The sequence below is a fragment of the Streptomyces sp. NPDC001492 genome (assembly GCF_053597275.1).
In genome coordinates this window covers 64,670-89,004 of sequence record NZ_JBSFHW010000029.1, presented here as the reverse complement: position 1 = coordinate 89,004, position 24,335 = coordinate 64,670, and the positions used below count along the sequence as shown (strand labels likewise).

29 protein-coding genes and 1 pseudogene are annotated in these 24,335 nt (G+C 70.2%); 13 read left to right on the top strand and 17 right to left on the bottom strand.

Annotated features, from left to right (window positions below; translation table 11 throughout):
- The first annotated feature begins 12 nt into the window (after positions 1-12).
- On the top strand, positions 13-690 hold the full coding sequence (locus ACWC1K_RS32015) for an ABC transporter (protein ID WP_450836434.1): 678 nt from the start codon (positions 13-15) through the stop codon (positions 688-690).
- Between the two features lie 57 nt (positions 691-747).
- On the opposite strand, the gene mshD is transcribed toward ACWC1K_RS32015, so the two are convergent.
- Positions 748-1,674 (bottom strand): mycothiol synthase, encoded by a 927-nt coding sequence (mshD, locus tag ACWC1K_RS32010; RefSeq protein WP_450836433.1) that lies wholly within the window; start codon positions 1,672-1,674, stop codon positions 748-750.
- 428 nt (positions 1,675-2,102) lie between these two features.
- Between mshD and ACWC1K_RS32005 the strand changes: the two genes are divergently transcribed.
- A complete protein-coding gene (locus ACWC1K_RS32005; protein WP_450836432.1) occupies positions 2,103-3,902 on the top strand; it encodes a bifunctional metallophosphatase/5'-nucleotidase in 1,800 nt (599 codons plus the stop codon).
- Positions 3,903-3,960: 58 nt separating this feature from the next.
- Positions 3,961-5,142 carry an LmeA family phospholipid-binding protein gene (locus ACWC1K_RS32000; protein WP_450836431.1) on the top strand — a complete coding sequence of 394 codons (1,182 nt, stop codon included), beginning with the start codon at positions 3,961-3,963 and terminating at the stop codon, positions 5,140-5,142.
- Positions 5,143-5,173: 31 nt separating this feature from the next.
- Here the strand turns inward: ACWC1K_RS32000 and ACWC1K_RS31995 are convergent, their stop codons facing one another.
- The 4 genes and pseudogenes from ACWC1K_RS31995 to ACWC1K_RS31980 form a co-directional block, all read right to left on the bottom strand.
- On the bottom strand, positions 5,174-5,821 hold the full coding sequence (locus ACWC1K_RS31995; RefSeq protein ID WP_450836430.1) for a Uma2 family endonuclease: 648 nt from the start codon (positions 5,819-5,821) through the stop codon (positions 5,174-5,176).
- Positions 5,822-5,988: 167 nt separating this feature from the next.
- Positions 5,989-6,729, bottom strand: coding sequence for a PH domain-containing protein (locus ACWC1K_RS31990; RefSeq protein WP_450836429.1), 741 nt, complete (start codon positions 6,727-6,729; stop codon positions 5,989-5,991).
- Positions 6,730-6,810: 81 nt separating this feature from the next.
- Positions 6,811-6,969, bottom strand: a pseudogene (locus ACWC1K_RS31985) (pectinesterase family protein); the annotation flags it as partial.
- A gap of 5 nt (positions 6,970-6,974) precedes the next feature.
- Positions 6,975-7,862 carry a helix-turn-helix domain-containing protein gene (locus tag ACWC1K_RS31980; RefSeq protein ID WP_450836428.1) on the bottom strand — a complete coding sequence of 296 codons (888 nt, stop codon included), beginning with the start codon at positions 7,860-7,862 and terminating at the stop codon, positions 6,975-6,977.
- A 187-nt stretch (positions 7,863-8,049) separates the two neighbouring features.
- On the opposite strand from ACWC1K_RS31980, the gene ACWC1K_RS31975 reads away from it, so the two are divergent.
- Complete coding sequence (locus ACWC1K_RS31975; RefSeq protein ID WP_450836427.1) at positions 8,050-8,811, top strand: D-Ala-D-Ala carboxypeptidase family metallohydrolase; 762 nt, start codon at positions 8,050-8,052, stop codon at positions 8,809-8,811.
- 77 nt (positions 8,812-8,888) lie between these two features.
- On the opposite strand, the gene ACWC1K_RS31970 is transcribed toward ACWC1K_RS31975, so the two are convergent.
- From ACWC1K_RS31970 to ACWC1K_RS31920, 11 genes are all read right to left on the bottom strand, one after another.
- Positions 8,889-9,956, bottom strand: coding sequence for a peptidoglycan recognition protein family protein (locus ACWC1K_RS31970; protein ID WP_450836426.1), 1,068 nt, complete (start codon positions 9,954-9,956; stop codon positions 8,889-8,891).
- Positions 9,956-10,333 carry a hypothetical protein gene (locus ACWC1K_RS31965; protein ID WP_450836425.1) on the bottom strand — a complete coding sequence of 126 codons (378 nt, stop codon included), beginning with the start codon at positions 10,331-10,333 and terminating at the stop codon, positions 9,956-9,958. Before ACWC1K_RS31965 ends, ACWC1K_RS31970 begins: the two co-directional genes overlap by 1 nt.
- A 20-nt stretch (positions 10,334-10,353) precedes the next feature.
- Positions 10,354-10,773, bottom strand: a complete 420-nt coding sequence (locus ACWC1K_RS31960) for a DUF2690 domain-containing protein (protein WP_450836424.1) — start codon at positions 10,771-10,773, stop codon at positions 10,354-10,356.
- Positions 10,774-10,799: 26 nt separating this feature from the next.
- Entirely contained in the window at positions 10,800-11,231 is a 432-nt protein-coding gene (locus tag ACWC1K_RS31955) for a DUF2690 domain-containing protein (RefSeq protein ID WP_450836423.1), read from the bottom strand.
- Positions 11,232-11,378: 147 nt separating this feature from the next.
- On the bottom strand, positions 11,379-11,705 hold the full coding sequence (locus tag ACWC1K_RS31950; protein ID WP_450836422.1) for a hypothetical protein: 327 nt from the start codon (positions 11,703-11,705) through the stop codon (positions 11,379-11,381).
- Positions 11,706-12,028: 323 nt separating this feature from the next.
- Complete coding sequence (locus tag ACWC1K_RS31945) at positions 12,029-13,528, bottom strand: HAMP domain-containing sensor histidine kinase (protein ID WP_450836421.1); 1,500 nt, start codon at positions 13,526-13,528, stop codon at positions 12,029-12,031.
- The gene (locus ACWC1K_RS31940) at positions 13,525-14,262 is read right to left on the bottom strand and encodes a response regulator transcription factor (RefSeq protein ID WP_398958619.1); all 738 of its coding nucleotides are present in this window, start codon (positions 14,260-14,262) and stop codon (positions 13,525-13,527) included. Before ACWC1K_RS31940 ends, ACWC1K_RS31945 begins: the two co-directional genes overlap by 4 nt.
- 88 nt (positions 14,263-14,350) lie before the next feature.
- Positions 14,351-14,551 (bottom strand): hypothetical protein, encoded by a 201-nt coding sequence (locus tag ACWC1K_RS31935; protein WP_450836420.1) that lies wholly within the window; start codon positions 14,549-14,551, stop codon positions 14,351-14,353.
- A 29-nt stretch (positions 14,552-14,580) separates the two neighbouring features.
- Positions 14,581-15,639: a S1C family serine protease gene (locus tag ACWC1K_RS31930; RefSeq protein WP_450836419.1), complete on the bottom strand. Its 1,059-nt coding sequence runs from the start codon at positions 15,637-15,639 to the stop codon at positions 14,581-14,583.
- A gap of 143 nt (positions 15,640-15,782) precedes the next feature.
- The gene (locus ACWC1K_RS31925; protein WP_450836418.1) at positions 15,783-16,805 is read right to left on the bottom strand and encodes a LacI family DNA-binding transcriptional regulator; all 1,023 of its coding nucleotides are present in this window, start codon (positions 16,803-16,805) and stop codon (positions 15,783-15,785) included.
- Positions 16,806-16,902: 97 nt separating this feature from the next.
- Entirely contained in the window at positions 16,903-17,682 is a 780-nt protein-coding gene (locus ACWC1K_RS31920; RefSeq protein ID WP_351480528.1) for a winged helix-turn-helix transcriptional regulator, read from the bottom strand.
- Positions 17,683-17,862: 180 nt separating this feature from the next.
- Between ACWC1K_RS31920 and ACWC1K_RS31915 the strand changes: the two genes are divergently transcribed.
- The 8 genes from ACWC1K_RS31915 to ACWC1K_RS31880 all read left to right on the top strand — a co-directional run bounded on the left by ACWC1K_RS31915 (position 17,863) and on the right by ACWC1K_RS31880 (position 23,038).
- A complete protein-coding gene (locus ACWC1K_RS31915) occupies positions 17,863-18,726 on the top strand; it encodes an alpha/beta hydrolase (protein WP_450836417.1) in 864 nt (287 codons plus the stop codon).
- 57 nt (positions 18,727-18,783) lie between these two features.
- Positions 18,784-19,038: a MoaD/ThiS family protein gene (locus ACWC1K_RS31910; protein ID WP_450836416.1), complete on the top strand. Its 255-nt coding sequence runs from the start codon at positions 18,784-18,786 to the stop codon at positions 19,036-19,038.
- 2 nt (positions 19,039-19,040) lie between these two features.
- On the top strand, positions 19,041-20,180 hold the full coding sequence (locus ACWC1K_RS31905; protein WP_450836415.1) for a hypothetical protein: 1,140 nt from the start codon (positions 19,041-19,043) through the stop codon (positions 20,178-20,180).
- 185 nt (positions 20,181-20,365) lie between these two features.
- Positions 20,366-21,112 carry an LmeA family phospholipid-binding protein gene (locus ACWC1K_RS31900; RefSeq protein ID WP_450836414.1) on the top strand — a complete coding sequence of 249 codons (747 nt, stop codon included), beginning with the start codon at positions 20,366-20,368 and terminating at the stop codon, positions 21,110-21,112.
- 198 nt (positions 21,113-21,310) lie between these two features.
- Positions 21,311-21,391: a putative leader peptide gene (locus ACWC1K_RS31895; protein ID WP_450698915.1), complete on the top strand. Its 81-nt coding sequence runs from the start codon at positions 21,311-21,313 to the stop codon at positions 21,389-21,391.
- A gap of 122 nt (positions 21,392-21,513) precedes the next feature.
- Positions 21,514-22,353 carry a sulfurtransferase gene (locus ACWC1K_RS31890; protein ID WP_450836413.1) on the top strand — a complete coding sequence of 280 codons (840 nt, stop codon included), beginning with the start codon at positions 21,514-21,516 and terminating at the stop codon, positions 22,351-22,353.
- Between the two features lie 59 nt (positions 22,354-22,412).
- The gene (locus ACWC1K_RS31885; RefSeq protein ID WP_003991226.1) at positions 22,413-22,700 is read left to right on the top strand and encodes a DUF1416 domain-containing protein; all 288 of its coding nucleotides are present in this window, start codon (positions 22,413-22,415) and stop codon (positions 22,698-22,700) included.
- 74 nt (positions 22,701-22,774) lie between these two features.
- Entirely contained in the window at positions 22,775-23,038 is a 264-nt protein-coding gene (locus ACWC1K_RS31880) for a DUF3099 domain-containing protein (protein WP_099929824.1), read from the top strand.
- Positions 23,039-23,093: 55 nt separating this feature from the next.
- Here ACWC1K_RS31880 and ACWC1K_RS31875 read toward each other — a convergent pair whose 3' ends face one another.
- The gene (locus tag ACWC1K_RS31875; RefSeq protein WP_450836412.1) at positions 23,094-23,456 is read right to left on the bottom strand and encodes a DsrE family protein; all 363 of its coding nucleotides are present in this window, start codon (positions 23,454-23,456) and stop codon (positions 23,094-23,096) included.
- A 269-nt stretch (positions 23,457-23,725) separates the two neighbouring features.
- Here ACWC1K_RS31875 and ACWC1K_RS31870 point away from each other — a divergent pair, with 269 nt between their 5' ends.
- Positions 23,726-24,301, top strand: a complete 576-nt coding sequence (locus ACWC1K_RS31870; protein WP_450836411.1) for an FABP family protein — start codon at positions 23,726-23,728, stop codon at positions 24,299-24,301.
- Positions 24,302-24,335 lie beyond the last annotated feature (34 nt).

The window sequence follows — 24,335 nt, the reverse complement described above, 5'->3', positions numbered from 1 at the left end:
CGGAGGGCCCTCGTGCCGGTGAGCGGGGCACTGGTGTCGGCCGTGGCGCGTACCGTGCCGTGGCGGGCGCTCGGGGCGGGCGCGGCCGTGGGGCTGCTGCTCCTCGCCCTGCCACGGCTGTCCGACGGCCCGCCGGACGCCTGGCTCGCACTCACCCTGCTGCGGGCCGCCGCGCTGGTCTTCGCCCTGGGTCTGACCTTCCTGCTGGACGACCCGGCCCGGCACCTCACCACACCCGTCACCACCCCGCGTTGGGTGCGCGCGAGCCTGCGGGTGGTGCTGGTCGCGCCGGTGGCCGTGCTGTGGTGGACGGCCGCCCTCGCCCTCGTACCGCACGCCGTACGTCCCCCGGTCGGTGCCGTCACCCTGGAGGCCGGCGCGACCGCGGCCCTCGCCCTGGCGGCGGCGGCCACCGCCGTACGCCTCACGGACGAGCCGCAGCCGGGCCCGTCGGTGGCGGCCGCCGTCCTGACCACGGCGACGTTGGGGGCCCTGCTGATCCCGGCCCGCTGGACCCTGCTGGCCGCGACCGGCGATCCCCGCTGGGCGGCTGCGCACGAGCGGTGGGGGATGCTGCTGGGGGTCGGGGTGGTGGCTTGGGGGGTGTGCCTGCCGGAGCCGGTCAGGTCTTTTCAGCCCGTCCGGCGGTTGAGGTCGAGGCCGCGGGCCGATGGCTCCCTGGGGGCGTAGCCCCCAGGGACGCGCACCCCGCTGGCCCGCACAACACACCGCTCGACCGCCGGAGGCTCACGTCTCGGTGCGGTACATCAGATCCGTCTCGTACGTGGTGAAACCGAGCCGCTCGTACACCGACACCGCCGCCTTGTTGTCCCCGTCGACGTACAGCATCGCGGTCGGCAGCCCCTGCGCCTCCAGGTGCCGCAGCCCGATCGTGGTGAGGGCCTTGCCCAGCCCCCCGCCCTGCGCACCCGGACGCACCCCGAGGACGTACACCTCACCCAGCCGGTCGGCCGCATGCACCTTCGTCCAGTGGAAGCCGATGAGTTCGTCGCCGCGGAAGGCGAGGAAGAAGCCCGCGGGGTCGAACCACGGTTCGGCCTTGCGGTCGTCGAGGTCGCGCTGGGTGAGGGAGCCCTGTTCGGGGTGGTGGGCGAACGCGGCGGCGTTCACCGCGAGCCAGGCGGCGTCGTCCTCGCCGGGGACGAAGGTACGGACCGTCACATCCGTCGGCAGCACCGGCTCGGGCAGGTTCAGGTCCGCCAACGGCCGCCGCATCTGCCGCAGTTCGCGGAAGAGCGTGAGCCCCAGGACCTGCGCGAGGTGCCGGGCCGCGGAGTGCCCGCCGTGCGCCCACACCCGCAGCCGCTTGCCGGAGGCCGCGAGCAGCGCCGAGCCGAGCGCCCGCCCGTGCCCGTGCCCGCGGTGCGCGGGGTGCACGACCAGTTCGGCGGCCGGTGCCTCCACCGGGTCGGTGTCCTCCAGCTGCGCATAACCCACGAGCTCGTCGCCGACGCTGAGCAGCAGATGGGACACGCCCTCGCGCTGACCGCCGCGCAGCTGCAGCCGCCCCTGTTCGGACACCGCCTGCTGGCCGTCGTCCTGGGCGGCCTCCGCGAGCAGGGAGAACACGGCCTCCGTCTGCTCCGGGGAGAGCGCGGAGTAGGTCTCGATGGAGCGGGTCCGGCCGGGCCGGTCGGTGTCGTCGCTGGTCATGCGTACGAGGGTAAGCGGAGCCCCTGGGACCTGTCCGGCGGATCAGCTCGGCGTCGCGGGCCCTGGCACGCGCTCCCCCACTGCCTTAAAAGCGTGGGGGCACCCCCAGCGGCGTTGTCGTCGGTTGCCGACGCTCCGCGGCGTCGCCCTCCTCCGCCTTGCAGCTGCACGCTCCCCCACTCTCGGCTTCGCTCGAGCGGGGGGACCCCCATGACCCCGCTCGGGTCGGCCAAGATGCGCAGCTGCCTGTAGCCGACCTGATCCGCCGGACAGGCCCCAGCAAAGTGGGGGTCAACATAAGGGCAAAGGGAAACCAGGATGTAACCACGAATCCCTTTCCGCGCTACGCGCGTTGACCCTAGGCTGCGCCCGACGAGGCCATGACATCCAGCAGACCCGCAGGCCTCAACGGACCCTCAGGGGGGCGCATGCCAGCCACTTCCCAGTCGTACCCGCGCCGCAGACGGGCGTTCCGTCTCGTCGCCGCAGCCGCCGGGCTCGCCACCGCCGGAGCTCTCGCCGCCGCGCTGCCGGCGGACGCGCACGAGACGAAGGGCGGCGGCCACCACCCGAGCCGCTACCAGGACGTACAGCTGCTGTCCTTCAACGACCTGCACGGCAACCTGGAGCCGCCGTCGGGCTCGTCCGGCCGGGTCACCGAGCTGCAGGCCGACGGCACGACCAAGACCATCGACGCGGGCGGTGTCGAGTACCTCGCGACCCATCTGCGTGAGGCCCGCAAGGGCAAGGCGTACTCCATCACCGCGGCCGGTGGCGACATGGTCGGTGCCTCGCCGCTGATCTCGGGCCTCTTCCACGACGAGCCCACCATCGAGGCGCTGAACAAGCTGGACCTGGACGTCACGTCCGTCGGCAACCACGAGTTCGACGAGGGCGCCAGGGAACTGGCGCGCCTGCAGAACGGCGGCTGCCACCCGACCGACGGCTGTTACACGGACGAGGAGTTCGAGGGCGCCGACTTCCCCTACCTGGCGGCGAACGTCCTCGACGAGAAGACGAACAAGCCGATCCTCAAGCCCTACTGGGTGTGGAAGAAGAAGGACGTCAGGATCGGCTTCATCGGCGTGACCCTGGAGGACACCCCCGGTGTCGTCTCCGCCGACGGGGTCAAGGGCCTGAAGTTCAAGGACGAGGTCGAGACGATCAACAAGTACGCGCGGGTGCTCCAGGCGCAGGGCGTGAAGTCGATCGTCGCCCTGATCCACGAGGGCGGTCTTCCCGCCTCCGGCGCGTACAACTACAACTGCGACTCCGCGGGCGCGGGCAGCGGCATCTCCGGCCCGATCGTCGACATCGCGAAGAACATCACGCCGGCGGTGGACGCCCTGGTCACGGGCCACACGCACGCGGCCTACGTCTGCACGGTCCCGGACCCGGCGGGCAAGCCCCGCATGGTCACCTCGGCCGCGTCCTTCGGCCGCCTCTACACGGACACCACGCTGACGTACGACCGCTTCACCGGTGACATCGCCCGTACGGCGGTCAAGTCGGCGAACCACGTGGTCACCCGGACCGTCGCCAAGGCGCCGGACATGACCGAGCTGATCGGCAGGTGGAACACCCTGGCCGCCCCCATCGGCAACCGCGCGATCGGCTACATCTCCGCGGACATCACCAACACCGGCACCGAGTCCCCGATGGGCGACCTGATCGCCGACGCGCAGCTGGCGTACGGCAAGGAGCTCGACCCGGAGACCGACCTCGCGCTGATGAACCCGGGCGGTGTGCGGGCCGGGCTGACCTACGCGGCCAAGGGCAGCGAGGGCGACGGGGTGGTCACCTATGCGGAGGGCTTCACCGTCCAGCCCTTCTCCAACACCGTGAATCTGCAGAACTTCACCGGCGCCCAGCTGATCCAGGTCCTCAAGGAGCAGGTGAGCGGTACGAACGCCGCCGCGCCGAAGATCCTGCAGCCGTCGGCGGGGCTGACGTACACCCTGGACCTGACGAAGACGGGTGCGGACCGGGTGGTGACGGACTCCATCAAGCTGAACGGGTCCGCGATCGACCCGGCGGCCACCTACCGCGTCGCCACCAACAGCTTCCTCGCGGGCGGCGGCGACGGATTCCCGACGCTCGGACAGGGCACGGGTGACCTTGTCGGGACCGACGATCTGGCGGCGCTGGCGAAGTACCTGACGGCCAACTCCTCGGCCGGCAGCCCGATTTCACCCCCGGCGACCGGCCGGATCACGATCGTGAGCTAGATCGCATACCTGAGGCAGAGCTTGCGGGTGGGGGGCCTTCGCATGATCGGATGGATCGATGCGTGCCCCCCACCACATAACGACGCATCCTGATACAAAAATCAACGACTTTTTCGAGGGTGCCTCTGTCGCAAGCGAGGCCGAGGAAGCGGAGGACGAGCCCTGGGCTCCGCCCAACCACCGCCGCGGCGGGCGTCGCAGGCGAAGGCGGTTCGCGGGTCTTCCGCTCGCGTTGAAGGCGGTGGTGGGCGTCGTCGTCCTCGCCGCCTTCCTCACCCTCGCCGACCGCTGGGCGCTCCTGTACGCCGAGCGCCGGGCGGCCGATGAGCTCAGGGACCGGATGCACCTGAGCGCGGCCCCCGAAGTGGACATCGACGGCTTTCCCTTCCTCACCCAACTCGCCGACGACAGGCTGAAGTCGGTGAAGGTCACCGTGCCCGACGTGGCCGCCGACCGGGTCTCGCTGGCCAGGGTGACGGCGACCGCGCACGACGTACGGCTGAACGCGCCCGACGGACCGACCTCCGTGCGGGGCGCGGGGATTCCCCGGCTCGACGGTGACGTACTGCTCTCCTTCGACGACCTCAACCGCGAACTCGGCGCCTCCCAGGTGACGTTCACCGGAGAAGGCCACGACCGGGTGCTGGCGCGCGGCACGCTCCCGGTGGCCGGACACGACCTGCGGCTGCGGGCCGACGCCCGTATCGGCCGGGACGGCGAGCACGGCATCGCCACGCAGATCGGCGGAATGCGCCTGGACATCGGGGACCTGGCCACCTACCGGCCCGGCACCCGCCCCTCCGAGGGCCTGCATCTGACCCGCGGCTCCGCCGCGCGCCTCGCGCACGAGACGAAGAAGGCGAAGGCGCTGTTCGCGGTGCCCGCGGTGGTACGGCGGCTCGGCGTCCCCGACTCCGCCGTGCGCGCGGCCCTGCGCTCCGACGCCGAACTCGCGCGCGTGACCGGCTCACCGCGCTTCATCCACCGGGCCATGCGGCTCAACCTGATCGACCTGGCCCTGGAACACCCGGCCCTGCTCAAGCGCCTCGGCTTCGACCCGTCCCTCCTGCACGCCCTGCCCCGGCTCACCCGCCCGGTCCTGGCCGACCGCCTGTCCCTGGGCTTCCGGCTGCCCACACCGGACCGCGGGGAGCTGCGGCTGCGGGACGTACGGGTGGAGAAGGACGGGATCAGGGTGCGGATCGAGGGGGCGGGGTTGGCTGTCGGCCGGACCGGCTAGCTGGTGGTGGACCTGACGTCCGGCGCCCGGTTCACCCCCGCTTGGGGCCGGTGATCGCCTCGCCGATCACGAAGCCCTTGGCGGGGCCTTGGGGGATGGTGACGTCGGTGCCGTAGGGGACGCGGTGGATGTCCTCCCAGTCGGCCTTGTCGGGGCGGGGGCCGGTGAAGAGGGTGACCGCACCCTGGCCGTCGTAGTCGTCGATGGGGACGTACATGGGGATGCCGGCACGGGCGTATTCACGGCGCTTGCGGATGCGGTCGCGGTCCTGGTTGCTCTTGCCGGGGGAGACGACTTCGACGACCATCGAGAGTGCGGAAGCCTTGATCCCGAGGCCGTCCTCATCTTCGATCAGCTCCGCGTCTCGAGGTGCCACGAGCCCGTCTGGAATCCACGCCCTGCGCGCGTGGATCACGTTCGTGTCGTTCCAGGCGCCGTACTCGCTGTCCTTCAGATAGATCGCCAGAGCGTCCCGGAGAAGATTGACGACCTGGGAATGGGCAAAGCGACCGGTGGGTGACACCTCGATGGCTCCCTCGATGATCTCGGCGCGGTAGCCCTCGGGGAGTTCCATGGCCTTCCATACCTGCCACAGGCCCTCGTCCAGGTCGGATACGTTCAAGGATTCAGCCTGAGTGTCGGACATGATCTCGGGCCTCTCATGCGCGAGAGCGGTCAAGGTGGCACCTCCTCCTCAAGTCTGGGCTGGGTGTGCCTGCGGCACAAGCAACGCGATCACCGTAACGACGGCTATGGGGCTGACCTGGGGCGTTGTCGTGGGATCACTCGATCGGGAGATCGGAAGGCGAACGGCTGGACCGGAGTCGGCAGACGGGCAGGCGTGAGCTACGGCTGCTGTGCGAGGGATCGCGGCGGGCGGTTGGTCCAGTACCACTGGAGTGCGGCGCCGAAGGCGCCGAAGGAGACCAGCGGCACGCACACGAACAGCAGGAACTCGTGCTCCGGACGCCCGGTGGCGGCCAGCCCGATGTCCAGCACGAGCATGGCGAGGAACGCGATGAGCGCGCCGTACGCAGCCCATGTCCACGCCTTGCGGCGCGCCGCCCGCCGCAGGATCCGCTCCTCGACCTGAGGCCGCCGTTCCCAGGTGAGGCTGCGATGGGGGGCAGCGGCCAGGCACAGCTCGGACACCTCGGCGTACGGGTCGGCCAGCTGCCAGTCGTCGAGATGCCGGAGCAGGAAGCGGCGGCCTTCGAGGTCGTAGAGATAAGTGAGCCACTGGGGAGGCGTCCGGCCCGAGCCGCGGGGAGCGTGCTCGACCCGGATGTCGTACACCTCGTGCCAGGCCCAGGTGCGCGACCGCAGGGCACCCTGCGCGGTGACGCCGGCGGCCGTGACGCGGGTGTGGGCCCGGAACTGCTCCAGGGCGATCCGGACGAGGGCCACCACTATCAGCGCCAGGAACGCCCACGGCTCCCACCCGGGCGCATACGGATCGCTGTCCCAGGTGCGGCCGATCTGGAGGAGCGCGTTGAAGCACACCAACGCCACCAGGCCGATGTACTGCCACGGCGGCCTGCGCCGTCTTCGGTACACCCGCTCGATCCCGCCCGTGTCCCCGCCCATATGCCCTCCCCGGCATCCGTGTCCGAGGTGATCGTAGGGCGGGGACTGTGGGCGTCGGGACGGGGCGGCGTCAGGAAGTCGTCAGGACGCGGAAGGCGTCCAGTCGCCCAGCCGGTCCGCGCCCTCCTGGCCCGCGGCCTGCGCGTCGGTCAGCCGCGGCCGGTCGCTGCTTGCCGCACCCGAGCCCGCACCGGTGTTCTTGTACTCGGCGAACCGGTCGTCCTCCCAGGAGAAGCCGCTTGGTGTCAGGGCGCGGGTGGCTTGTCGGTCGGCGTGCACTCCTGTTCGTGCTGCTTGGGGAGCTTGCCGCAGATGGTGATGGTGGAGGCGGGCGCGTTGGCGGTGGAGAGCATGCGGGTGTAGGTGTCGGTGCCGACGCGGATGGTGGCGTCCTCGGTGCGGCCCCAGCGGTCGGTGATGGAGACGGCGTCGCCGACGGTGCCGTTCTCTATCCGACCCCAGACGGCCTTGCAACTGGGGCTGTAGCGGAGCTGGATCTGCAGTCCTCGCAGCCAGGTCTCGCGGGCGGTCCTGGCGTCCCACTGGCAGTTCTTGGCCTGGGGTTCCCCCTCAAGACAGTCGTCACCCCGGCAGCCGGGCTTCTGGGACGCTGCCGCGGCTCGGGCGGCGACCTCACTGGTCGGGAGCGCACGTGGGGAGGTGGTGGCGGCCGGATGGGTGCTGTTCATGACAAGGATCGTGCCGAGTGCGCCCAGGAGGGTGCCGGCGGCGACGTAGCAGAAGGGCAGAAGCCGGCGCAGCAGCACGCCGACGCCGCCCCGGCCCCCGCCGGTGGTGCGGGGAGTGCCGGGTTCCTCGCTGTCGGCGGGTGCTGCAAGTGCGTCCCGCGGCGTCTCGGCGAGCTCGCGGGACGCGCTGTCGAGGGCGTCCCAGAGGGCGAGCAGTGGGTCGGGTTCCTCGCCCACGGCTGCGGCCAGCTGCTCCACCGCGACCCTGGTGGGCAGTTGCTTGCCGTTCAGGAACCGCTCCCAGGAGGAGCGGCTGTAGTGCGTGCGGCCGGCGAGGCGTCCGTAGCTGAGCCCGGAAGCGTCCTTCAGCCTGCGCATCTCGGCGAGCAGTTGTTCTCTGGCGCCGACGGGCGCGGTGTTCGCGCCACTGACCGTAGCGGTCACGGAATCCCCCTTGTTTTCCCCAGTCATGAGCATTTTGCGGTCACCCCCGGACTGGCTGAGACCGGCTGGCCGGTGATGTGCGTCACGGGATGTCCCAGGTGTCTCTGGGATCCCGTGAACCCTGGTGGGACGGCGCTCCCGCGGCTCACCCTGGTGGACGTTTCCGCCTTTCCTTCAGGAGCGTGACGTGACCCATTCCTCCCTCGACCGCCGTGGCTTCCTCCGCTTCGGCACCGGTGCCGCGGCGGCCGCACTCGCCCTCACCGCCGACTTCGGACTGGCCGGCCAGGCCTCCGCCTACAGCTGGGGCCGCAACCTCTCGCAGGGTTCCTCCGGCAGCGACGTGACCGAACTGCAGATCCGGATCGCAGGCTGGGCGGCCGACTCCGCGTCGCAGACGTACGTGGCCGTCGACGGCTCGTTCGGACCGGGCACCGACGCGGCGCTACGGCGCTTCCAGTCCGCGTACGGGCTGTCGGCGGACGGCGTCGCCGGGCCGCAGACCTTCTCCGTGCTCAACAGCCTGGAGAAGTCCGACGGTTCCACCGCGCACTTCGACTTCTCGGAGTTCACCAGCCACGACGGCTCCGGCTTCAGCGGTGGCAAGGTCGGCGCGAGCGAGGTGAAGGAGAACGTACGGCGGACCATGTACAAGCTGGAGGCCCTGCGCAAGAAGGCCGGCGGCAGCGCGGTCACCATCAACTCGGGCTTCCGCAGCGTCTCGTACAACTCCCAGGTGGGCGGCGCGTCCAACTCGATGCACGTCTACGGAGTCGCCGCCGACCTCGCGGTCTCCGGCCACTCCACGCTGCAGGTCTACCGGATCGCCGAGACATGCGGCTTCTCGGGACTGGAGACGTACACCGTGTCCTGGCAGCACGTGGACAGCCGGGTCGAGCACTCGAACTACGGGTCCGGCTCCTGGTGGTGGCAGGACGGCGTGGCGTAAGCAGGCCGCACGACGACATGACGGTGCCCCCGCAGAACAGGATCTGCGGGGGCACCGTCATGTGGCTGAGCGGGGCTCTAGGCCACCAGGCGGCTCCAGGTCCGGGCGTCCACGACGCCGTCGGCGGGCAGGCCCGCCGAAGACTGGAAGGAGGTCACCCCGGCCGCGGTGGCGGGCCCGAAGGCGCCGTCCACCGTGGTGGCGAAGCCGTGCGCGGTGAGCTGGCTCTGCACGGCCTTCACGGCGCTGCCCGAGGCGCCGCTCGCCAGCGGCGCCACCGCCTGGCTCCAGGTCTGGTTGCCCGCGATGCCGTCGGCGGCGGCGTGCGTGGTGTTCTGGAAGGAGGTGACCGCGGCCTGCGTCGCCGGCCCGTAGGAGCCGTCGACGGTGAGCGTCTGCCCCCGCTGCACCAGCAGGTACTGCAGCGTCCGCACCTTTTCGCCGGTGGAGCCGCTGCTCAACATCGGCCACACGGGGCCGGTCGGGTCGCCGCCGATGCGGGCGGCGACGTCCCTGCGTATCTGCGGGATGAGCGCGTACAGGCGGTCGCCGGGGCATTCGGTGTTGTTGAAGTCCCGGTGCCCGTAGACCTGGTAGGCGCGCAGCCCGTACTGCCGGCATATGTGGGTGATGAGGTCCACGAGCGCCGCGTACTGCGTGCCGAGCGGATCGACGCTGTTGTACGTGCCTTCGTTCTCTATGCCGATCGCCACCGTGTTCTGCGCCGTGCAGTGCGCCGACTCCACGCGCTGGGTGCCCGACTGCAGCGTGGACAGGCTGTTGTGGCGGCCCTCCGTGATGTAGCCGCCCCGGCTGATCGTGAAGTGCTGGCCGGTGTCGATCCAGCCCTCGGTGTCCATCTGGTACGTCTGCATCGCGCGGGCCAGCGCGTAGGCGTGGGCCTGCGAGTAGTCGGTGACGTTGTCGGTCGCCGTGTGGTGGACGATGACCTTGTCCGGGGCGCCGCCGATGATGTTGAGCGGCTTCGAGGACGGCCGGGCGCCCCAGGTGCCGGTCCCGGCGATCGTCGGACCGCTCGCGGCCCGCGCGGTTCCGGTGGTCAGCCCGGACGCCATCAGGGTGCCCGCGCCGATGGCGAGCGCCCCGGTGAGGACGCTGCGGCGGCGGGGTGTGGGCGTCGGCATCAGCAGGCCTCCAGCCCGGCGGGCGGGTCGGAGGGGGTGTTGACGTTGCCGCCCCACGAGTAGACGTCGTAGTACTGGGTGTGGGTGCCGGGGTCGTGGACGTTGCCCTTGTACCAGATGTCCGTGTGGTAGTGCCCGTCGTCCACGTAGGTGCCGCGGGTGTAGCAGTAGATCCAGAAGTCCAGCTCCTGGGTGCTGATCCCACGCGTCGCGCTGGAGGTCGAAGGGCCGTTCCGCAGACGGGAATTGGCGTCGAGCGGGTAGTTCTGCCAGGTTTCCGCCTGCGCCGACGGCGCGGTGACGGCGAGTCCGGCCGTCGTGGCGAGGGTGAGGGCGAGAGAGGCGGCCGCGGTGGCGGCCTTGCTGCTGAAACGCATGTTCAACTCCATGGGACGGTTCAGAACCAGTCCGTGCAGATCGGATGGTTGCCGTGGTCGTCGTACTGGCAGGCGTGGGACTTGAGATCGGCGTCCTGGATCATGGCCGTCCACTGGCTGTACGTGCCGGTGGGGATGAAGGAGTAGCCGAAGTACCGGTTGTTCATGACCTCGTACTTGTCGAAGGGCACGGGGTGCTGCACCCGGGCCCAGGCGGTGCGGCAGTACGGGCTGTAGCGCAGTTCGACGCCGGTGTACGTGGTGTGCACGGTCTCCGCGTCGTTCTGGCAGACGGTGGTGGCGGGGTCCAGGCCGTCGCACAGGTCCGTCTGGCACCAGGTGGCCGCGGACGAGGGTGAGGCGGCGCCGAGGACCAGCGCGGACGCGGCGAGCAGCAGCGAGGCGCCGAGCGGGGCGAGCTGTCGGGTGAGGGAGCGCATGGGGGCGGGGGTCCTTCCGACGACCGTCAGTACTTGGACGTGCAGTTGTAGCCGCCGTCGCTGCCGAGGTTGTCGCAGGCCCGGGCCCACAGGCCCTTGTCGTCGACCATCGCCGTGAAGTAGTTCCCGCTCGCGTTGCTCGGGACGTCCACCGAGTACGCCTTGCCGTCGGAGTTCTCGACCCAGATCGAGTCCGTGCCGCCGTTGATTCCGCCGACCCGGCGCGCCCAGGCGGCACGGCAGGTGGGGCTGTAGCGCAGCTCGACCTGGGTCCAGGTGGTGTCGATGGTTCTCGCGTCGTTTGCGCAGACCGTGTTGGCGGGGTTGAGGCCGGTGCAGGTGGGCCCGTAGCAGCTGGTCGCGGCGGAGGCGGGCGAGGCGGCGCCGAACAGCAGGCCCGAGGCGGCGAGCGCCATGACGGCACCGCTCGTACCGAGACGGTGGGCGAGGGAAGGCATGGGGAACTCCGTTGTCTTCGCAGAGAGATGGAGAGGCTCGGATCTGCCGAGCCCGCTCAATCTCCCCCGCCACCCCGCGTCCCGGTAACCGTCCCGCGTCCAAGGGACGTCCCAGAGACGGGCGCCCGGCTACGACTCCCGCAGGGCTTACGAGGTCGTCGCCGGGGTCGGGTCGTCGTCGGGTGCGGCACTGCTGCGGTTCTGGCGGCTCAGGTGGACGGCGTGGAGCAGGGTGCCTACGGCCGCGATGCCGCTCAGCAGCGAACCGAGGGCTGCGATCAGCGAGCCCCCGTCGTCGCCACCACTACCGCCCGGGGGCACCGCGATGACGGTCTTGGTCACGACGGGCGCCGGGGAGGAGGGCTCGGTCGGTTCCTCCGTCGGGTCTCCCGTCGGTTCCTCGGTCGGTTCTTCGGTTCCCTGGCTGGGCTCGCCGGTGCTCGAAGCCTGCGTGGTGTACCAACTGGTCGACATGGAAGCGCCGTTAGGAGACCCGGACTGCTTCGATGCTCCCGCCACGACAAGGAGAGAGACGGCAGCGGCCAGCAAAGCGAAGCACAGAGCGACCCACAGGGCGATCTTCCGACGCGAGTTCTTCAACATGACTCCCCCTCGCCTCAAGCGTAAGCGGGTCAAGCCGGGAAATGGATCACCTTTCCCGGCCGCTTCGGGGGGCCAACTCGGCCAACCGGTAGGCATATTGGGGGGTCGGCGAGGCGTTGGCGGCGGGGCCGCACCACCATCTAGGAGGCCCGCGACCAGGCACGGACAGGCGCGGCCGACGCTGAACAGTAGAACTACGGACCCTCCGGTGGCGGCATCGGCGCCCCCGGCAGCCGTACCGTCGCCACCGTGCCGCCGCCCTCCGCACGGGTCAGGGTGACCTCGCCGCCCGCCTGCTCCACCGTCCGCGCGACTATCGACAGACCCAGGCCCGAGCCCGGCAGCGCGCGTGCGCTCGGTGAGCGCCAGAAGCGGTCGAAGACGTAGGGGAGTTCCTCGGCGGGGATGCCGGGGCCGTGGTCACGGACGGTCAGGATGCCGCTGCCGAGTTCCACCTCGATGGTGCCGCCCTCGGGGCTGAACTTCACCGCGTTGTCGAGGATGTTGACGATCGCGCGCTCCAGGGCGGACGGCTCCGCCCGTACGTACCAGGGATGCAGGTCCGCCGTGATCGTCAGCTCCGGCCCGCGCAGCCGTGCCCGGCGCAGCGCCGCTTCCACGGTGTCCTCCAGCGAGATGACCTGCACGCGCTCGCCCCGCTGCCCCTCCGACCGCGACAGCTCCTGCAAGTCGCCGATCAGGGCGGCCAGTTCCGTCATCTGCGCCTTCACGGAGGCGAGGAGCGCCTTGCGGTCGGCCGGGGGGAGGGGGCGGCCGGTCTCCTCGCTGCGGCTGAGGAGTTCGATGTTGGTGCGCAGCGAGGTGAGGGGGGTGCGGAGTTCGTGACCGGCGTCGGCGATGAGCTGTTGCTGCAGGTCGCGGGAGCTGGCCAGGGACGCGGTCATCGAGTTGAAGGAACGGGAGAGACGGGCGACTTCGTCCTCGGTGTCGTCGTCCACGGGGATACGGATGCTCAGGTCCTCGGTTCGGGCCACGTGTTCGACGGCTTCCGTGAGCTTGTCGACAGGGCGCAGACCGGCGCGGGCCACCGCGAGGCCGGCTGCTCCGGCGCCGATCACTCCGACGCCGGACACCAGGAGGAGGATCAGGGCCAGGTCGTTGAGGGTCTTCTCGGTGTTCTTGAGGGGGACCGCGATGAGGAGTGCGGTGTCGGGGTACAGCTGGGGCGGGATGCCCGGGCCCTGGCTGACGAGCAGGGGCGTGGTGAACACGCGGACGGCGTTGCCGTCGCTGTCGGTGCCATTGCGGATGATCCCGTCGAGAAGGTTCCCCTTGCCGCTGCCCGCTTCCTTGATCACATTCGTGTCGGCGCCGGTGACCTTGACGGTGCCGGTCGAGGTCGAGGACACGCAGGGCGTTCCGTCCGCCTTGACCAGCTGAATGTAGCTGCTCTGCGTCCGCAGGCCACTGGTGCCGGTCTGGCCGCCCTGGTCGTTCTGGTCGGTCCCGACACTGTGGGGGCAGGCATCAAGGAGCGCCGCCACCTGGCTGAACCGCTGTGGCTGCGACATCTTCCTGAGGTCGGCGTTGACCTGCTCGTACAGCTTCCCCTGCACAATGAACCAACACGTCACCGAAACCGCCGCCACCGCAAAAGCCACCGCCGCAGCCACCAGCATCGCCAGCCGGGAGCGGATCGGCAGCGTCTGGAAGCGGCGCAGGACCTTCCTCACTCGGCGCCGCCCTGCCGCAGCACATACCCCACGCCCCGCACGGTGTGCACGAGGCGCGGCTCGCCGCCCGCCTCCGTCTTGCGGCGCAGGTACATGACGTACACGTCCAGGGAATTGGAGCTCGGCTCGAAGTCGAAGCCCCACACCGCCTTCAGGATCTGCTCCCGGGTCAGCACCTGACGCGGGTGTGCCATGAACATCTCCAGGAGGGTGAACTCCGTACGGGTCAGCTCCACCTGGCGCCCGCCCCGCGTCACCTCCCGCGTCGCCAGATCCATCCGCAGGTCCGCGAAGCTCAGTGCCTCGTCCTCCTGAAGGGCCCCGGCGGCCGCCGCGGCGGCGTACGAGCTGCGCCGCAGCAGGGCACGGACGCGCGCGAACAGCTCGTCCAGCTCGAAGGGCTTGACCAGGTAGTCGTCGGCGCCGGCGTCGAGGCCCGTCACCCGGTCGCCGACCGTGTCGCGTGCCGTCAGCATCAGGATCGGCGTCGTCGTGCCCGCCCCCCGCATACGGCGTGCCGCGGTCAGGCCGTCCATGCGCGGCATCTGGATGTCGAGGACGACCAGGTCGGGCTGGTACGCCGTCGCCTTCTCCAGGGCGTCGGCGCCGTCGACCGCGACCTCCGTCTCGTAGCCCTCGAAGGCGAGGCTGCGCTGGAGTGCTTCGCGTACGGCCGGCTCGTCGTCGACGATCAGGATGCGCTGCGGGTCACGGTCGCCATCGGCGGGGCTCATGGGCTTCGGATTCCTCGGTGCGGTGGGACGACAAGGGCCTGAACCAGCGGAAGACGCTGAACGTGCTGAACGCCTTCAGCCTCGCATATCAGCCACGCATCGCCGCGATGCGCTTCAGCGGCACCTTGCGGCGGTGCGGGCGGGCGGCCGTGGTGTGCAGGCCCATCAGCTGCGGGGCCACCTCGGGCGCGCGCGTCAGCGGTGGGTGCAGTTCGTACGCCACCTCAAGGGTCAGGGCGAGGCCGGCCGGGTCGGTGCCGGCGACGGTGTGGGAAACCTGCTCGATCATGACGTACTCCCTGTTCGTGAGGGCGGGATTCAGCTGTCGGTGCCGCCGGCCCGCAGCGTCGACAGGTCGGACTTGACGGTGTTGATCGGGATGGCGAAGCCGAGGCCGACGCTGCCGGCGTCCGACGAGCCCGAGGACGACTGCGAACTGGCCGAGTACATCGCGGAGTTGATGCCGATGATGTTGCCCGCGGCGTCGATCAGCGCTCCGCCGGAGTTGCCCGGGTTGAGGGACGCGTCGGTCTGGATCGCCTTGTACGTCGTGGTCGACGACCCCGTGTCGCCGTTGAACTGCTGGCCGCCGAAGGAGAACGGCCACCGGCCGTCACCGCCGCCCTGTCCCTGTCCCTGGCCCTCGTCGGTCGAGACGGTGACGTCGCGGTTCAGGGCGGAGACGATGCCGCTGGTGACCGTGCCGCTCAGGCCCTCGGGGGAGCCGATCGCCACCACCGTGTCACCGACCTGAACGCCGGAGGAGTTGCCGAGGGTCGCGGCCTTCAGCCCGGACGCGCCCTCCAGCTTGATCAGGGCGAGGTCCTTCTTGCTGTCGGTGCCGACGACCTTCGCGGTGTAGGTCTTGCCGTTGCTGGTCGTCACCTTGATCGACGAGGCGCCGGAGATGACGTGGTTGTTGGTGACGATCTCGCCGTTGCTGGTGATGATCACGCCGGAGCCGGTCGAGGAGCCGTTGCTCAGGGTCGCGCTGATCTCGACCACGCTCGGGCTGACGGCCGCGGCGATGGTGGCGACGTCGCCCTTCTTGCCGGCCGGCACCACATGGGTGCTGGTGCTGCTCGTGGCGACGGTGTCGTTGCCGGTCAGCTCCTGGAAGGCGTAGGCGGTGCCGCCGCCGATCGCCGCGGCGACGATCGCCACGGCCGCCAGCAGGGCCAGGGGGCCCCGGGACCGCTTCTTCGGCGCCGGAGCGTGGGCCGGCTCGGCCATGACCTGCTGCACCGGCGGCTGCGCCGGCGGGGGCGGCCACTCGGGGTTCACAGGGGAGGAGGCGTGCTGCGGGGCGCCCTGCTGCGGGTTCCCGTAGCCGTCATAGCTCTCGTACTCGCCGCTGCGGCGGAAGCTCTCGGTCATGACAACGAGCTTGAACCGTGACCATGAGAGCTTCCTGAGTGTCCGCTGAGAAGCCCGGCAGAACCTTGTTTGCCCGATATAAAGACGCTTCTCGCAGCCCGGCGAGCGCCTTCAGGCCACCTTCATGCGCCGGTGCACGGCCCTCATGTGCAGCCGCAGGAGGTCCGCGCGACCAGTCGTGACGGGAACAGCTTGAGCCGTTCCCGCCGCGCCCCCGCCACCCTGAGCCCGTCGTCGAGTACGAGGTCCACGGCAGCCCGGGCCATCGCGGAGCGGTCCGAGGCGATCGTGGTCAGGGGCGGGTCGGTCAGCGCCGCCTCCTTGATGTCGTCGAACCCGGCGACCGCCAGCTGACCCGGCACATCGATCCGCAGTTCGCGGGCGGCCCGCAGCACGCCGATCGCCTGGTCGTCGGTGGAGCAGAAGATCGCGGGCGGCCGCTGCGGCCCGGAGAGGACCTCCAGCGCCACGCGGTACGCGTCGTAGCGGTTGTACGGCGCCTCGAAGAGCCGCCCCTCGGTGGAGATCCCGGCCTCGTCCATCGCGCGCCGCCAGCCCTCGACGTGGTCGGAGACCGGGTCGCCGACCGCCGGGGTCTCGGCGGTGCCGCCCATACAGGCGACGTACTCGTAGCCGTGCTCGATGAGGTGGCGTACGGCGAGTTCGGCGCCGCCCAGGTCGTCGGTGACGACGGCGACGTCGTCGATGGCCTCCGGCCGCTCGTGCAGCAGGACCACCCGGGCGTCCCAGGCGTCGATCTCCGCGGCGGCCTGGTCGTTGAGGGCGTGCGAGACGAGGATCAGCCCCGAGACCCGCATGCCCAGGAAGGCGCGCAGGTAGTGGACCTCGCGCTCGCTGACGTAGTCGGTGTTGCCGACGAGCACCATCTTCCCGCGCTCGGAGGCGGCCTGTTCGACCGCGTGCGCCATCTCCCCGAAGAAGGGCTGGCGCGCGTCCGGGATGATCAGGCCTATGAGATCCGTGCGGCGGGACGCCATCGCCTGGGCGACCCGGTCCGGCCGGTACCCCAGCTCCTTGATGGCGGCGAGGACACGCTCGCGCGTGGCCGGGGCGACCGGCCGGGGTCCGTTGTTGATGACGTAACTGACGACGGCGGTCGAAGTCCCCGCCAGCCGCGCCACATCATCCCGAGTCACCTTGGCCACGCGCGGAGTCTACGCGGATATACCGGCCCTGGGCAGGGCGAGAAGGAGCTTGCTCCCACAGCCTCTGTGCGGAAGCAATGCCCCTTCCGGCGGTCCGCTATGCCTCGGCCGACACCTCGGCCGCGTCCAGAGCGGCGGTCTCGTCCGCATCCTCCGGCTTTGCCCGGTCTGCCTTGGCCTTGGCCTCGTCGGAGACGCGATCGGCCTTCTCGGGAGTAACGAATCGATAACCGACGTTCCGGACGGTCCCGATCAGCGACTCGTGCTCGGGGCCCAGCTTGGCGCGCAGACGTCGTACGTGGACGTCGACCGTGCGGGTGCCGCCGAAGTAGTCGTAGCCCCAGACCTCCTGGAGCAGCTGTGCGCGCGTGAAGACGCGGCCCGGGTGCTGTGCGAGGTACTTGAGGAGCTCGAACTCCTTGAAGGTGAGGTCGAGGACCCGCCCCTTGAGCTTCGCGGAGTACGTCGCCTCGTCGACCGACAGGTCGCCGTTGCGGATCTCCATGGGGGAGTCGTCGTTGACGATCTGCTGCCGGCCCATGGCCAGCCGCAGTCGCGCCTCGACCTCCGCAGGACCTGCGGTGTCGAGGAGCACGTCGTCGATGCCCCAGTCGGCGGTGACGGCCGCGAGGCCGCCCTCGGTGACGACGAGGACGAGCGGACAGCCCGGGCCCGTGGAGCGCAGCAGCTGACACAGGCTGCGGACCTGGGGCAGATCACGGCGGCCGTCGACGAGGATGACGTCGGCACCGGGGGTGTCGACGAGGGCGGGGCCCTCCGCCGGAGCCACTCGCACGTTGTGCAGGAGCAGGCCGAGAGCGGGGAGCACCTCCGTCGACGGCTGGAGGGCATTGGTCAGGAGCAGCAGAGAACTCATACGTCTGGTTCCTCCTCGGTCCCTGCGAGGACGTGTGCGGTGCGGCACTGCTCTGCGATCCCGGGGCCCCGTACACCTGCGGTCACCTTGAGTTTCCCGCTTCGTATACAACGCTTCCGAAAGCACAAAAGGACCCGGGGGCTACGCTGCCCGAGTCCTCTGCCCAGCAGAATAGCCCACATGAGCATCACTCCGGCAGGTCATGTGGCGCGATCCATCGTTCGTCCGAACTCTGAGACGGGCAGACGGGGGCCTTTCCGTACGTTTCTGCGCACGGACGACGGCATTGCGATCGATTCCGTATACGACCCGGGTGCGGTCGTATACGACGCCTCCCCGTCACCTTCCGTTGTTCCCGTGTTCGTCGTCGCCCACGGGTTCACCGGCGATGCGGACCGGCCGCATGTCCGGCGGGTGGCGGAGGCGTTCGCGCAGTACGGGGCCGTGGTCACGTTCTCCTTCCGCGGCCACGGCGCCTCCGGCGGGCGCTCCACGGTCGGCGACCGGGAGGTCCTGGATCTGGCCGCCGCGGTGGAGTGGGCGCGGGGGTTCGGGCACGCGCGCGTGGTGACCGTCGGGTTCTCGATGGGCGGCTCCGTGGTGCTGCGGCACGCGGCGCTGTACGGACAGGGGCGCGAGGGGCGCACGGAGGCGGCGACGGACGCCGTGGTTTCGGTGAGTGCCCCCGCCCGCTGGTACTACCGGGGCACCGCCCCTATGCGGAAGCTCCACTGGCTGGTAACGCGGCCGGAGGGCCGGCTGGTGGGCCGCTACGGATTCCGTACCCGGATCCACCACCGGGAGTGGGACCCGGTGCCGCTGTCCCCCGTGGAGGCCGTACCGCGGATCGCCCCGACGCCGTTGCTCATCGTGCACGGCGACCGGGACGGCTACTTCCCGCTCGACCACCCGCGCATGCTGGCCGATGCGGCCGGTGACCGGGGCGAACTCTGGCTGGAGCCCGGCATGGGCCACGCGGAACACGCGGCCACCGACGACCTGCTGGCCCGTATCGGGGCCTGGGGTGCCGCGCAGGCGGGCTAGCCTGACCGTGTACACCGCCGATGCACCAACTCGGCGATCCACTACTTGAGGAACCGGATGCCAAAGGTCACGGTGCGCTACTGGGCCGCCGCGAAAGCCGCGGCCGGGGCCGCCGAGGAGCCGTACGACGCGGCCACCCTCGCCGAGGCACTCGACGCCGTGCGCGCGCGACACCCCGGAGAACTCACGCGCGTCCTGCAGCGATGCTCGTTCCTCATCGACGGTGATCCCGTGGGCACCCGCGGACATGAGACGGTACGGCTGGCTGACGGCGGCACGGTCGAGGTGCTCCCGCCGTTCGCAGGAGGGTGACGATGACCGACCAGCCGTACGAGGGTCCGTACGACGCGTACGACCCGTATCAGCAGCAGCACCAGCAGCACCAGCAGCCGTACCAGGGGTATCAGGGGTATCAGGGGTACGACGACGCGCACGCCGCCCAGGCTCAGCAGTACCAGCAGTACACGCAGCAGTGGCAGGGGCAGACGTGGGAGGCGGCACAGCCGCAGGCAGCGCAGCAGGGGTATGCCGGCGCTGCGGTCGACCCCGGATACGACGCACCCGGCGCTGATGGCCTTGCCCACCCGTCCGGCCTGGGGGTCCCCCCGGGCCCTTCAGGCGCTGGGGGAGGGACGACTGCGCAAGGCGGTGACGAGGACTCCGAGTACGGGCCCGCCACGCTCGCCGGCAACCCCCGCATCACGGACGCCCAGCGCGCCCGGGAGGAGGGTCGTTCCCCGATCATCGAGCCGGGTATGCAGCCCGCCGGACTCACGGCGCTGCTGGGTCTGCTCGTCTCCGGAGCGGCGGCGATCAACTCGTACGCCCTGCTCGTCCCGCTCGTCGCCCTGCAGGCGGTCACCGCGGCGGGCTGGTTCCGGCTGAACGGCATGTGGCCGGCCCGGCAGGGCATCGCGCTGGCCTTCCTCGGCGCGCTGGCCGCGGATGTCGCGCTGCTGGTGGCGGGCCGGGAGAACGCCCCCGCGGCGATCCTGGGCACCCTCGGCGTCTGGGTCCTGCTCTCCCTGGTCCTCCAGCTGCGCTCGCACGCGGAGCCGGACGAGCGGATGTACGGCCTGATGGCGACCGTCGCCTCGGCGGCGCTGTCCATCGTCGCGGCCGGATACCTCGCGGCCGAGCCGGACGCGGTGACCGTCGGCGCGGCCGCCGTGGCGGTGGCGGTCCTGGCCCGCGCCCTGCCGCTGCCCACCCCGGCGTCGATCGTGGTCTCGCTGCTCGCCGCTGCGGGGGCGGGCATCGCGGTCGGCGGGATGACGGGCTTCGGCGCGAAGGGCGCACTGCTCGGCGCGGGCGCGGCGGTTTGCGCCCTGATCGGCCACCGGGTGGCGAGCTACGACTACCCGTCGAGATTCGTCCACTTCACAGCAGGCGTGGCCCTACCGCTGACAGCGGCGGCACCGGTGGTGTTCATGCTGGGCAGGGCGCTGGCGTAACCCAGCCCGTCGTGGGGGTCCCCCCGCTCGGGCGAAGCCGAGAGTGGGGGAGTTCGAGGACCACAAGCTCTGTCACAGCTGATCGACAACTCCGCGGTCAAACCCACGTGCAGGGTTACTCTCGCGCTGGACGGCCACCCGGTCGTCACAACCGTCGTCGTCCGGCCAGGTGGGGGAAACACCGTATGCGCGCCCTGCGAATACTTCTGATCGTCGTCGTGGTCCTGGGCGGCCTCTTCGTGATCGCGGACCGCGTCGCGGTCCATTTCGCCGAGAACGAGGCGGCGGACAAGGTGAGGACCACGGAGAACCTCGCCACCACGCCGGACGTGTCCATCAAGGGCTTCCCCTTCCTCACCCAGGCCGCCTCCGGCGAGCTGGACGACGTCGAGATCGGCATCAAGGACTACGAGGCCGACACCGGCACGGGTACCGGCGGCACCATCGGCCCGAAGACGATCCGTATCGACGACCTGAAGGCCGACATGAAGGGCGTCAAGTTCTCCGGCGACTACAGCTCCGCCACCGCGGCCACCGCGACGGGCACCGCCACGATCGCCTACGACGAACTGCTCAAGGCGGCCAAGTCCCAGCCGACGCGGATCTTCCCCGGCGTCAACGCCCAGGTCGTCGGCCTCTCCGACGGCGGCAACGGCAAGATCAAGGTGGACGTCAAGGTCACCGCCGCCGGCGCCACGCAGACGTACCCCGTGCTCAGCTCGGTGACCGTGGACGGCGACAACGTCAAGGTGCACGCGGACAACCTGCCCAAGCTGGTCGTCGACCTCGCCGACTCCCGCATCCGGGCGATCACCGACTTCCAGCAGACCATCCACCAGCTCCCGGGCGGCGTGAAGCTGGACAGTGTGCAGGCTGCGCAGAACGGTGTGGAGATCACGGTGAAGGGTTCGAACGTGCGGCTCGCGGGGTAATACGACCGGCGATGGAACGACGGAGTCCGAAAGGTGAGACGGCATCGTCCGTACCGCAGCTGTGACGACGGATACATGCGCCCGGAAGCCGCGCGGACGCGCCGCGGGCGTTGATCGCATCTCATATCCCGGACGATCGCGTCTCAAGATACGACACGCCGGTGACACGTCCGGCTGTCCGTCCCTACGATCGACCCCATGAAGCGACATGCGGATCTCACGAAGCGGCGGGCAGTCGACCTGTGCCGCGTCGCCGCCATGCTCTGTCGCACCTTCTGAGCGGAAGCGCACAGCTCCGCAATCCCCCGCCCTGCTCAGGGCACCCGTGCGCCGCCCTGCACGAGCGCGCGCACCCCTCACACTCGCACGCCCCGCCGCAACTGCCCCGGAGGAGAAAGAGCATGAGCCGCAGCGACGTCCTGGTCGACGCCGACTGGGTCGAGGCCAACCTCGACAACCCGAACATCGCGATCGTGGAGGTGGACGAAGACACGTCCGCCTACGAGAAGAACCACATCAGGAACGCGATCCGCATCGACTGGACCAAGGACCTGCAGGACCCGGTCCGCCGCGACTTCATCGACCAGGAGGGCTTCGAGAAGCTCCTGTCCGCCAAGGGCATCGCCAACGACACGCTGGTGATCCTCTACGGCGGCAACAACAACTGGTTCGCGTCGTACGCGTACTGGTACTTCAAGCTGTACGGCCACGAGAGCGTCAAGCTGCTCGACGGCGGCCGCAAGAAGTGGGAGCTGGACGCCCGCGAGCTGGTCGAGGAGGTCCCGGAGCGTACCGAGACCACCTACAAGGCGAAGCCGCAGAACAAGGCGATCCGTGCCTTCCGTGACGACGTGGTGGCGGCCATCGGTTCGCAGAACCTGGTCGACGTCCGTTCGCCCGACGAGTTCTCCGGCAAGCTGCTCGCCCCCGCGCACCTGCCGCAGGAGCAGTCGCAGCGTCCGGGCCACGTCCCGACCGCGCGCAACATCCCGTGGTCGAAGAACGCCAACGACGACGGCACCTTCAAGTCGGACGAGGAGCTCAAGGAGCTCTACGCCGAGGAGCAGGTGGACCTGTCGAAGGACACCATCGCCTACTGCCGCATCGGTGAGCGCTCGGCCCTGACCTGGTTCGTCCTGCACGAGCTGCTCGGTGTCGAGAACGTCAAGAACTACGACGGCTCGTGGACCGAGTACGGCAGCCTCGTCGGCGTCCCGATCGAGCTCGGCGCCAACAAGTAAGACCCAACCCGCAAATCCCGACCGGCCTTCCTCCGGTCAGACCCCTCTTGGAGAAAGACATGTGTGGAGCGAAGGCCGGCGGCCCGGACGCCTCGACGATCAAGCCCGGTGAGACCACCATCCAGGGCCAGGTGACGAAGGACGGCGAGCCCGTCGTCGGTTACGTCCGCCTCCTGGACTCGACCGGAGAGTTCACCGCGGAGGTCCCGACCTCCGCCACCGGGCAGTTCCGCTTCTACGCCGCCGAGGGCACCTGGACCGTCCGCGCCCTCGTCCCCGGCGCCACCGCGGACCGCACGGTCGTCGCCCAGCAGGGCGGCCTCGCCGAGGTCGCGATCGCCGTCTGACGGCACCGGCACGAACGAAGGGCCGTACCTTTTGCGGTACGGCCCTTCGGCGTGCCCGGTTCTACCCTGGAGGCATGCTGGCACGTCGGCGTCACGTCTATTTCGCCATGATGGGCACCTGCATCACGCTGTTCGTCCTGGCCTGGGGAGTCGTACGGATCTGGTCGGTCCCGGTGGCGGTCGGGATGTGCGTGGTGGCGATGGTCATCCCCCCGGTCGCCGCCATGGTCGCCAACCGCCGGGGGCCGGACGACCGCTGGTGGGACGACCCGTCCGGCGATCCGAAGTCCGACGAGTGGTGGGACGAGCTGGACGGCAAGAAGCGCCCGAGGCCCTAGAGTCTCGGCAGGCCGAGTCAGCGGCCCGGCTCAGCAGGCCGGCTCAGCAGACGTCTCAGTAGACGAGCGCCTGCGTCTCGTCCCCCAGGGCCTCCTGTACGAACACCTGTGCCCCCGCGATCCGTACGCCCTCGATGACGTCCGTCTCCGTGATGTCCCGGCGGGCCGCGCACTGGGTGCACAGGGTGACGCGGCCGGCGGCGAGGATCGCGTCGAGCAGGTCGGGCAGCGGGGCCGCGTGCGGGAGTTCGAACTCGGCGGCGCGGCCCGGCAGGGCGAACCACGCGGACTCACCGGTCAGCCACAGGGAGACGTCGACTCCGCTGGCCACGGCCACCGCCGCCACCGTGAACGCCTGCGAGCACCGCTCGGGCGCATCGGCCCCCGCCGTCACCTTGATCACGAGCTTCTTCGCCATGGCCGAATCGTAACCAACTCTCCTACAACAGCTCCGTCAGTCCCGCTTGGGCGTACCTCACAAGGAGTGCCGGCCCCCGGCCGCGTAAGCTGGGGCCCGGCCTTTGTGTACTGCCCACCCTCAGCCCATCAAGGAGCACCCCGTGCTTGAGGCATTCTTCGAAGCCCTGCTGGTCCTGGTCTGCGTCGGCGTCCTCGCCTTCGCCGGGCTGACCGTGAAGAAGCTGTACCAGGGCCAGCGCTGACCCCCATCAAGGAACTGCCGACCCCATGATCGAGATCCCGTCCGACCTCCACAAGGACCTCGTCCCCCTCGCCTTCCTGCTGGGCAACTGGGCGGGCGCGGGCGTGCACGACTTCCCCGGTGCCGAGAAGTGCAACTTCGGGCAGGAGGTGACCTTCAGCCACGACGGCCGGGACTTCCTGGAGTACCAGTCCCGCACCTGGGTGCTGGACAACGACGGCAACAAGGTCCGGCCGCTGGAGACCGAGCACGGTTTCTGGCGCATCGACGCCGACCGCAAGGTCGAGGTGACGATGGTCCGTGACGACGGCGTCGTCGAGATCTGGTACGGCGAGATGGCCGACAAGAAGCCGCAGATCGACCTCGTCACGGACGCGGTCGCCCGGACGGCCGCCTCCGGCCCGTACAGCGGTGGCAAGCGCCTGTACGGCTACGTCAAGAGCGACCTCATGTGGGTCGGCGAGAAGCAGACCCCCGAGGTCGAGCTGCGCCCCTACATGTCGGCGCACCTGAAGAAGGTCGTCACCCCGGAGGACGTCGAGCGCTGGGCCAAGGCCCTGCCGGACGACATGCCGGACGACGGCATCGCGTTCTTCAAGTAGTCCCGTCGCGCCGAGCGGTCCGGTCGCGTCTTTC

What these genes read in the sequence shown, in the direction of transcription:
- ACWC1K_RS31950 (WP_450836422.1), bottom strand. Translation starts at nt 11,705, where the DNA reads ATGTCGACCAGTTGGTACACCACGCAGGCTTCGAGCACCGGCGAGCCC.
- ACWC1K_RS31890 (WP_450836413.1), top strand. Translation starts at nt 21,514, where the DNA reads ATGAGCCGCAGCGACGTCCTGGTCGACGCCGACTGGGTCGAGGCCAAC.
- ACWC1K_RS31870 (WP_450836411.1), top strand. Translation starts at nt 23,726, where the DNA reads ATGATCGAGATCCCGTCCGACCTCCACAAGGACCTCGTCCCCCTCGCC.
- ACWC1K_RS31915 (WP_450836417.1), top strand. Translation starts at nt 17,863, where the DNA reads ATGAGCATCACTCCGGCAGGTCATGTGGCGCGATCCATCGTTCGTCCG.
- ACWC1K_RS31955 (WP_450836423.1), bottom strand. Translation starts at nt 11,231, where the DNA reads ATGCCTTCCCTCGCCCACCGTCTCGGTACGAGCGGTGCCGTCATGGCG.
- ACWC1K_RS31875 (WP_450836412.1), bottom strand. Translation starts at nt 23,456, where the DNA reads ATGGCGAAGAAGCTCGTGATCAAGGTGACGGCGGGGGCCGATGCGCCC.
- ACWC1K_RS31900 (WP_450836414.1), top strand. Translation starts at nt 20,366, where the DNA reads ATGCGCGCCCTGCGAATACTTCTGATCGTCGTCGTGGTCCTGGGCGGC.
- ACWC1K_RS31965 (WP_450836425.1), bottom strand. Translation starts at nt 10,333, where the DNA reads ATGCGTTTCAGCAGCAAGGCCGCCACCGCGGCCGCCTCTCTCGCCCTC.
- ACWC1K_RS31910 (WP_450836416.1), top strand. Translation starts at nt 18,784, where the DNA reads ATGCCAAAGGTCACGGTGCGCTACTGGGCCGCCGCGAAAGCCGCGGCC.
- ACWC1K_RS31940 (WP_398958619.1), bottom strand. Translation starts at nt 14,262, where the DNA reads ATGAGCCCCGCCGATGGCGACCGTGACCCGCAGCGCATCCTGATCGTC.
- ACWC1K_RS32000 (WP_450836431.1), top strand. Translation starts at nt 3,961, where the DNA reads ATGCGTGCCCCCCACCACATAACGACGCATCCTGATACAAAAATCAAC.
- ACWC1K_RS31930 (WP_450836419.1), bottom strand. Translation starts at nt 15,639, where the DNA reads ATGACCGAGAGCTTCCGCCGCAGCGGCGAGTACGAGAGCTATGACGGC.
- ACWC1K_RS31970 (WP_450836426.1), bottom strand. Translation starts at nt 9,956, where the DNA reads ATGCCGACGCCCACACCCCGCCGCCGCAGCGTCCTCACCGGGGCGCTC.
- ACWC1K_RS31935 (WP_450836420.1), bottom strand. Translation starts at nt 14,551, where the DNA reads ATGATCGAGCAGGTTTCCCACACCGTCGCCGGCACCGACCCGGCCGGC.
- ACWC1K_RS31905 (WP_450836415.1), top strand. Translation starts at nt 19,041, where the DNA reads ATGACCGACCAGCCGTACGAGGGTCCGTACGACGCGTACGACCCGTAT.
- mshD (WP_450836433.1), bottom strand. Translation starts at nt 1,674, where the DNA reads ATGACCAGCGACGACACCGACCGGCCCGGCCGGACCCGCTCCATCGAG.
- ACWC1K_RS31880 (WP_099929824.1), top strand. Translation starts at nt 22,775, where the DNA reads ATGCTGGCACGTCGGCGTCACGTCTATTTCGCCATGATGGGCACCTGC.
- ACWC1K_RS31885 (WP_003991226.1), top strand. Translation starts at nt 22,413, where the DNA reads ATGTGTGGAGCGAAGGCCGGCGGCCCGGACGCCTCGACGATCAAGCCC.
- ACWC1K_RS31990 (WP_450836429.1), bottom strand. Translation starts at nt 6,729, where the DNA reads ATGGGCGGGGACACGGGCGGGATCGAGCGGGTGTACCGAAGACGGCGC.
- ACWC1K_RS31920 (WP_351480528.1), bottom strand. Translation starts at nt 17,682, where the DNA reads ATGAGTTCTCTGCTGCTCCTGACCAATGCCCTCCAGCCGTCGACGGAG.
- ACWC1K_RS32005 (WP_450836432.1), top strand. Translation starts at nt 2,103, where the DNA reads ATGCCAGCCACTTCCCAGTCGTACCCGCGCCGCAGACGGGCGTTCCGT.
- ACWC1K_RS31895 (WP_450698915.1), top strand. Translation starts at nt 21,311, where the DNA reads ATGAAGCGACATGCGGATCTCACGAAGCGGCGGGCAGTCGACCTGTGC.
- ACWC1K_RS31960 (WP_450836424.1), bottom strand. Translation starts at nt 10,773, where the DNA reads ATGCGCTCCCTCACCCGACAGCTCGCCCCGCTCGGCGCCTCGCTGCTG.